The following is a 6,789-nucleotide window of genomic DNA, read 5'->3' as shown; positions in this document are numbered from 1 at the left end:
GCCACGGGTCCCTCAGGTTGCGGACCGGCGGTGATTCCAGCGTTGCCAGCTTCGCGGCTGACGCCGCTCCTACAAAAAAACTGAAGGGCAGAAACAACAAAGCCCGCACGTGGCGGGCCTTGTCGCACAGCCTCGGCAGCCAGGATCAGCCGGCCAGGGCCTGCTTGACCAGCTTGGACACCAGGCCCATGTCGGCCTGTCCAGCCAGCTTGGGCTTGAGTACGCCCATCAGCTTGCCGATGTCGGCAGCGCTGCTGGCGCCGGTTTCGGCCTTGGCGGCGGCGATGGCGGCCTGGATCTCGGCTTCGCCCATCTTGGCCGGCACGTAACGCTCGATGACCACGATCTCGTCGCGCTCGACCGATGCCAGGTCTTCACGGTTGGCGGCTTCGTACTGGGTGACCGAGTCCTTGCGCTGCTTGACCATCTTGTCCAGCACGGCGATCACGTCGGTGTCGGTCAGCTCGATGCGCTCGTCCACTTCGCGCTGCTTGATGGCGGCATTGATCAGGCGGATCACGCCCAGCGAGTGCTTGTCGCCGCTCTTCATGGCGGCCTTCATGTCTTCGGTCAGCTGTTGCTTCAGGCTCATGGAGCACCTCTTTGGGTCGGGAATATGGGGAAGAGACGTCAGCATTGCTGGCGTCTGGAACGCAAAAAGCCGGCTACGCTTGCGCGTGCCGGCTTTCACCCCAGTACGGAAGGCCGGAGCCCCCGTTCAGGAGTTGCGTACGATCAGTACAGGCGCTGACGCTTGGTGACGTCGCGCGAGGAACGACGCAGCTGGCGCTTCACGGCTGCAGCAGCCTTGCGCTTGCGTTCCTGGGTCGGCTTTTCGTAAAACTCGCGCTTGCGGGTTTCGGCCAGCACGCCGGCCTTTTCGCAAGTGCGCTTGAAGCGGCGAAGAGCAAACTCAAAGGGCTCGTTCTCGCGGACTTTAACGCTGGGCATGGAATCTCCGGGGACTCTGTAGAAAAACCGGGACACACCCGGTGAGCCGCGCATTATAGTCCCTTTGCGCGGACGTGCAACCCCCGCGATTTGGCTGGGGCGTCAGAGAGGTCCACAATACGCCTTATGAAAGTCCTTGGCATTGAATCATCCTGCGATGAGACGGGCGTAGCCGTCTACGACACCTCACTCTCCGGGGCGGCCGCGCTGCGTGCGCACGCCGTCTACAGCCAGATCGCGCTGCACGCCGAATACGGTGGCGTGGTGCCGGAGCTGGCCAGCCGCGACCATGTACGCAAGACCCTGCCGCTGATCCGGCAGACCCTCGACGAAGCGGGCATCGCCATCTCCGAGATCGAGGGCGTGGCCTATACCGCCGGCCCTGGGCTGGTCGGGGCGCTGCTGGTCGGGGCCGGTGTGGCCCGTTCGTTGGCCTGGGGCCTGGATGTGCCGGCCATCGGCGTACACCATATGGAAGGCCACCTGCTGGCCCCGCTGATGGAAGACGACCCGCCGGAAGCGCCGTTCGTGGCCTTGCTGGTCTCCGGTGGCCACACCCAGCTGATTGCCGTGGACGCCATCGGCAAGTACCGCTTGCTCGGCGAGACATTGGACGATGCCGCCGGTGAGGCCTTCGACAAGACCGCCAAGATGATGGGCCTGCCGTACCCGGGCGGGCCGCAGCTGGCCAAGCTGGCCGAGATCGGCACCCCGGGGCGCTACAAGTTCACCCGGCCGATGACTGACCGGCCAGGACTGGACTTCAGCTTCTCCGGGCTGAAGACCCAGGTGCTGATGGCCTGGCGCGACAGCGATCAGACCGACCAGACCCGCGCCGACATCGCCCGCGGCTTCGAGGATGCGGTGGTCGACACGCTGGTGATCAAGTGTGGCCGCGCGCTGGATGCGGCCGGTTGCGACGTATTGGTGGTGGCCGGCGGCGTCGGCGCCAACAAGCGCCTGCGCGCCAAGCTGCAGGATGACGCACAGCGCCGCGGTGGTCGGGTCTGCTTCCCGCGCCCCGCACTGTGCACCGACAACGGCGCGATGATCGCCTTTGCTGGCGCCCTGCGCCTGCAGGCCGGCCAGCACGGCCCGGCCGAGATCAAGGTGACGCCGCGCTGGGACATGGCCTTGCTGCCGCCGCTGCAGGGCTGAAATGCAGGCTTGCCGTGCTCGTCCACGGCAGGCTCAGTCTGCTGCCGTTACCATGTCGTATTCATCCAATACGACAGATGCAATGGACAAGGTATTCATCGAAGGGCTCGAAATCGACGCCCTGATCGGCATCTATGACTGGGAGCGGCGCATCCGCCAGACCCTGGTGTTTGATCTTGAAATGGGCTTCGACAACCGCAAGCCCGCCGCCAGCGACGACATCGTCGACACGCTGAACTACAAGGCCGTCAGCAAGCGCCTGATGGAATTCGTGCGTGCTTCTGATTTTGGCCTGGTGGAAACGCTGGCCGAGCGCTGCGCGCAGATCGTTCTGGACGAATTCAACGTGCAATGGCTGCGGTTGAAGCTGAGCAAGCCCGGCGCGGTGCGCGGTGCGCGTGCGGTTGGCGTGATCATCGAACGTAGCCGCACTGACGTCTGAGCCTGTTGTAATCCGGTCGCGCGCACTGCGGTGCGCGGCCTGAGTCATGCCTGTCCGATCAAGCAATGCGCTTGGACAGGTTGTTTCTGCGGTACGAGTAGAAGGAGAAGTGCACGATGGCGGTAATGGGAATTCGTTGGTTGGATCAGCTGGAGAACATGCTGGCGCCGTACCCGATGGCCTACCCGGCGGTGGTGCTGGCGGGATTGCTGCTGGTGGCATGGCTGGCCAACTTCGTCACCAAGCGCATCCTGTTGAGTGGGCTGCGTTCGATGATCGAGCGCTTCTCCGGTCCCAACCACAACGCCAGGCAGCCGCTGCGGGTAATTGCACGGCTGTCCAATATCGTGCCATCGGTGGTGCTTGCTGCGGGTTTGAGCATCGTGCCGGAGCTGCCGCCAGGTCTGGTGAATGGTCTCAAGGCGCTGTGTCATGCGTGGACGGTGCTGACCATCGCGATGGCGGTGTCGCATGCGCTTGATGCCTTTAACGATTTCTACGAGCGGCGCGCCGATGCGCGCAACAAGCCGATCAAGGGTTATCTGCAGGTCGTCAAGATCGTGGTGTTCGTATTTGCCGGCCTGTCGATCGTGGCGATCCTGGTCGGCGTGGAGCTGCTGCATCTGGTCACCGGCCTGGGCGCGGCCACGGCGGTGTTCATGCTGATCTTCCAGGACACCATCCTGTCGCTGGTGGCCAGCGTGCAGATCAGTGGCGATGGCCGCGTGCGCATCGGCGACTGGATCGAGATGCCCAGCCAGAATGCTGATGGCGACGTGATCGACATCGCGCTGCACACCGTCACCGTGCAGAACTGGGACAAGACCGTCACCACCATTCCGACCAAGAAGCTGGTCACCGAGTCGTTCAAGAACTGGCGCGGCATGCAGGAATCAGGTGGACGCCGGATCAAGCGTTCGATCTACCTGGACCAGCACAGCGTGCGTTTCCTCGATGCAGGTGGTTCGGAGCGATTGGGCCAGATCGCGCTGCTGGATGACTATCTGGCGGGCAAGCAGCAGGAGCTGCAGCAGTGGAATGCGGAGGTGGCGCAGGCGCATCCGGAACCGGTCAATGCGCGTCGGCTTACCAACCTCGGCACCTTCCGTGCGTATGTCGAGCTGTATCTTCGAAACAACCCCGGCATCCACCAGGACATGACCCTGCTGGTGCGGCAGATGGCGCCGACTCCGCAGGGCCTGCCGCTGGAGATCTACTGCTTCACTTCCTCGACCGCCTGGGCCAAGTACGAGGCCATCCAGTCGGACATGTTCGACCACCTGCTGGCGATGCTGCCGGAGTTCGGTTTGCATGTGTTCCAGGAATCCAGCGACGCCATGCTGATGACCGCCCGCGAGCAGCGCGCCTGATGCACTGTAGTGCCGAGCCATGCTCGGCAGATGTTGCTCATGTAGTGCCGAGCCATGCTCGGCAAGGGGCTTTACCAGCAAAAAGCAGCCCTCACCCCAACCCTTCTCTCGAAGGCGGGAGAGGGACTGAAGCGGTAGTGCCGAGCCATGCTCGGCAAGGGGGCTTTCCCAGCGAAAGGCTGCCCTCACCCCAACCCCTCTCCCGCAGGCGGGAGAGGGGCTGAAGCGGTGGTGCCGAGCCATGCTCGGCAGGGGGCTTTCCCAGCGAAAAGCAGCCCTCACTCCAACCCCGCCCAGCGCCCCGGCCCTTGCGCCGGCGCAAGGGCGTTCGAGAGGGCAGCGAACCGGTGGTTCGCAAACTGCCCCTCTTACCCCGCAGGCGGGAGAGGGGCTGAAGCGGTAGTGCCGAGCCATGCTCGGCAGGGGGCTTTCCAAGCGAAGAACCACCCCTCCCCAACCCTCCCCTTGGCTTTGCCAAAGGGAGGGGGCGTGATGCCGAGCATGGCTCGGCACTACCGCTGCAGCCATGCGGCAGCCGCTTCACGCTCGTAGCGCTAGAATCACCCGCTTGAAATCGTTTACATGAAGGACTGCCGGTGGCCCCCGACCGCATTGAATCCCTGATTTCCCGCATGACCGTCGACGAGAAAGTCGGCCAGCTGAGCGTGTTTGCCGACATGGTCCGGCCGTTCGCGCCGGACGTGAACCCGGAGGCCAACGTGCGTAACGCCGAGCAGGTGCTGGAGCAGGTGCGCGCCGGCCGGGTCGGCTCCTTGTTCAATGGCGTCGGCGCCGAGCTGGGCCGGCGCATCCAGCAGGTGGCGCTGGAGGAAAGCCGGCTGGGTATTCCGGTGATCCTCGCCTCCGATGTGATCCACGGCATGCGCACCGTGTTCCCGATCCCACTGGGCGAGGCCGCCAGCTTCGAGCCGGACCTGGCCCGTCGCACTGCTCGCGCTACTGCCATCGAAGCGACTGCCGCTGGTATCCACTGGACCTATGCACCAGCGGTGGATATCGCCCGCGACCAGCGCTGGGGACGCGGTGCCGAAGGGGCGGGCGAGGACGTAGTGCTGGGCTGCGAATTCGCAGCCGCGCGCGTGCGCGGCTTCCAGGGCGATGACCTGACTGCCGAAGACTCGTTGCTGGCCACGCCCAAGCATTTCGCTGCATACGGTGCGGTTGCCGCAGGCATGGAATACGCGCAAGTGGATATCTCGCCGCAGACCCTGCGCGATGTGCACCTGCCGCCATTCAAAGCGGCGTTGGATGCCGGCGCGCTGTCGCTGATGAGCGCCTTCAACGACATCAACGGCGTACCGGCCAGCGCCAACCGCGCGCTGTTGACCGATCTGCTGCGCAAGGAATGGAAGTTCGAGGGGGTGGTGGTTTCCGACTACACCGCCGACATGGAACTGATCGCCCACGGCTATGCCGCCGATGAAGTGGATGCTACCCGGAAGGCTTTTCTGGCCGGGCTGGACCTCAGCATGCAGAGCGGTTTCTACGACCAGCATCTGGCAGGTCTGGTGCACGCCGGTGATGTGCCGATGGCGGTGCTCGACGAATCGGTACGCCGCATCCTGCGTTTGAAGGATGCGATCGGCCTGTTCGACAACCCCTACCGTTCGCTGGACCCGGCGCGCGAGGCTGATCAATCGCATATCGCACAACATGATGCATTGGCGCGCGACACCGCGCGTCGTTCGGTGGTGCTGCTGAAGAACGAAGCCGAGTTGCTGCCGCTGAAGAAGCAGGGCCAGAAGATCGCATTGATCGGCCCCTTCGTGCAGGATGGCGACAACATCGAAGGCTGCTGGACCTTGTTCGGCGACAAGTCGCGCTACGTCACCCTGGAGAGCGGCGTACGTGCTGCCCTTGGCGATGCTGCCGCGCTGGAAGTCGTGGCGGGCTGCGGTTTGGAAGAGTCGCTGGAAGGCGGCATCGACGCCGCAGTCGCCGCCGCACAGCGTGTCGACGTAGTGGTACTGGCTGTCGGTGAACCGCAGCGCTATAGCGGTGAAGCGCAGTCGCGGGTGGAGATCACCTTGCCGCCGGCACAGCAGGCGCTTGCAGAGGCTGTTGCCGCCACCGGCACGCCACTGGTGGTGCTGCTGCGCAATGGTCGCGCGCTGGCCTTGCAGGGCGCGGTGCGTGATGCGCAGGCCATTGCGGTTACCTGGTATCTGGGGACGCAGAATGGCCATGCGCTGGCCGACATCCTGTTTGGCGATTACAACCCGTCGGCGCGTCTGCCGGTGAGTTTCCCGCATGCCTCGGGCCAGCAGCCATATTTCTACAACCATCCACGTAGCGGCCGGCCTGAACTGCCGACCATGTCGGAGTTCAAGGCACGCTGGCGCGAGTTCCCGAACACGGCGCTGTATGCATTCGGCCATGGCATTGGCTATGCGCGCTTCGAGTACGAAGCACCGCGTTTGAGTACGCCGCAGTTGGCATGGGATGGTGAGCTGGTGATCCGCACCACACTGCGCAACACCAGTGCGGTGGCGGGTGAGGAAGTGGTGCAGCTATACGTGCATGATCGTGTCGCCAGTCGGGTGCGGCCGGTGCGCGAGTTGAAGGCGTTCCGTAAGGTTGATGTAGCTGCCGGCGACTCGGTGGACGTTGAGTTCCGCCTGGATCGCCAGCAGCTTGCGTTCACTGGTGTGGATGGCGATTACAGCGCGGAGCCGGGTCTGTTCGATGTTTGGGTATGCGCTTCGTCGGTTAGTGGTGAGGCGGTGAGCTTCGAGCTGCTGGGTCCCTGATTCAAGCCGGTGTGCGCGAGGTAAGCTTTGTTTCCTGTAGTGCCGAGCCATGCTCGGCAAGGGCCTCTACCGGTAAGGCTTCTGCCGAGCATGGCTC

The 6,789-nt window shown here is 64.1% G+C and carries 6 protein-coding genes; 4 read left to right on the top strand and 2 right to left on the bottom strand.

Annotated features, from left to right (window positions below; translation table 11 throughout):
• Positions 1 to 145: 145 nt before the first annotated feature.
• Both QMX78_RS19315 and rpsU read right to left on the bottom strand, forming a co-directional pair.
• Positions 146 to 592, bottom strand: a complete 447-nt coding sequence (locus QMX78_RS19315) for a GatB/YqeY domain-containing protein (RefSeq protein WP_282272614.1) — start codon at positions 590 to 592, stop codon at positions 146 to 148.
• A gap of 143 nt (positions 593 to 735) precedes the next feature.
• Positions 736 to 951 (bottom strand): 30S ribosomal protein S21, encoded by a 216-nt coding sequence (rpsU, locus tag QMX78_RS19310; protein ID WP_002808376.1) that lies wholly within the window; start codon positions 949 to 951, stop codon positions 736 to 738.
• Between the two features lie 126 nt (positions 952 to 1,077).
• Here rpsU and tsaD point away from each other — a divergent pair, with 126 nt between their 5' ends.
• The 4 genes from tsaD (at position 1,078) to bglX (ending at position 6,692) form a co-directional block, all read left to right on the top strand.
• Entirely contained in the window at positions 1,078 to 2,109 is a 1,032-nt protein-coding gene (gene tsaD, locus QMX78_RS19305) for a tRNA (adenosine(37)-N6)-threonylcarbamoyltransferase complex transferase subunit TsaD (protein ID WP_282272611.1), read from the top strand.
• Positions 2,110 to 2,191: 82 nt separating this feature from the next.
• The gene (folB, locus tag QMX78_RS19300) at positions 2,192 to 2,551 is read left to right on the top strand and encodes a dihydroneopterin aldolase (protein WP_282272609.1); all 360 of its coding nucleotides are present in this window, start codon (positions 2,192 to 2,194) and stop codon (positions 2,549 to 2,551) included.
• A gap of 116 nt (positions 2,552 to 2,667) precedes the next feature.
• On the top strand, positions 2,668 to 3,921 hold the full coding sequence (locus tag QMX78_RS19295) for a mechanosensitive ion channel domain-containing protein (protein ID WP_282272607.1): 1,254 nt from the start codon (positions 2,668 to 2,670) through the stop codon (positions 3,919 to 3,921).
• Positions 3,922 to 4,517: 596 nt separating this feature from the next.
• Positions 4,518 to 6,692: a beta-glucosidase BglX gene (bglX, locus tag QMX78_RS19290; protein WP_282272605.1), complete on the top strand. Its 2,175-nt coding sequence runs from the start codon at positions 4,518 to 4,520 to the stop codon at positions 6,690 to 6,692.
• Positions 6,693 to 6,789 lie beyond the last annotated feature (97 nt).

It is taken from the genome of Stenotrophomonas sp. PS02298, from assembly GCF_029959445.1.
GTDB lineage: Bacteria > Pseudomonadota > Gammaproteobacteria > Xanthomonadales > Xanthomonadaceae > Stenotrophomonas.
This window is presented reverse-complemented; position numbering and strand designations above follow the sequence as displayed.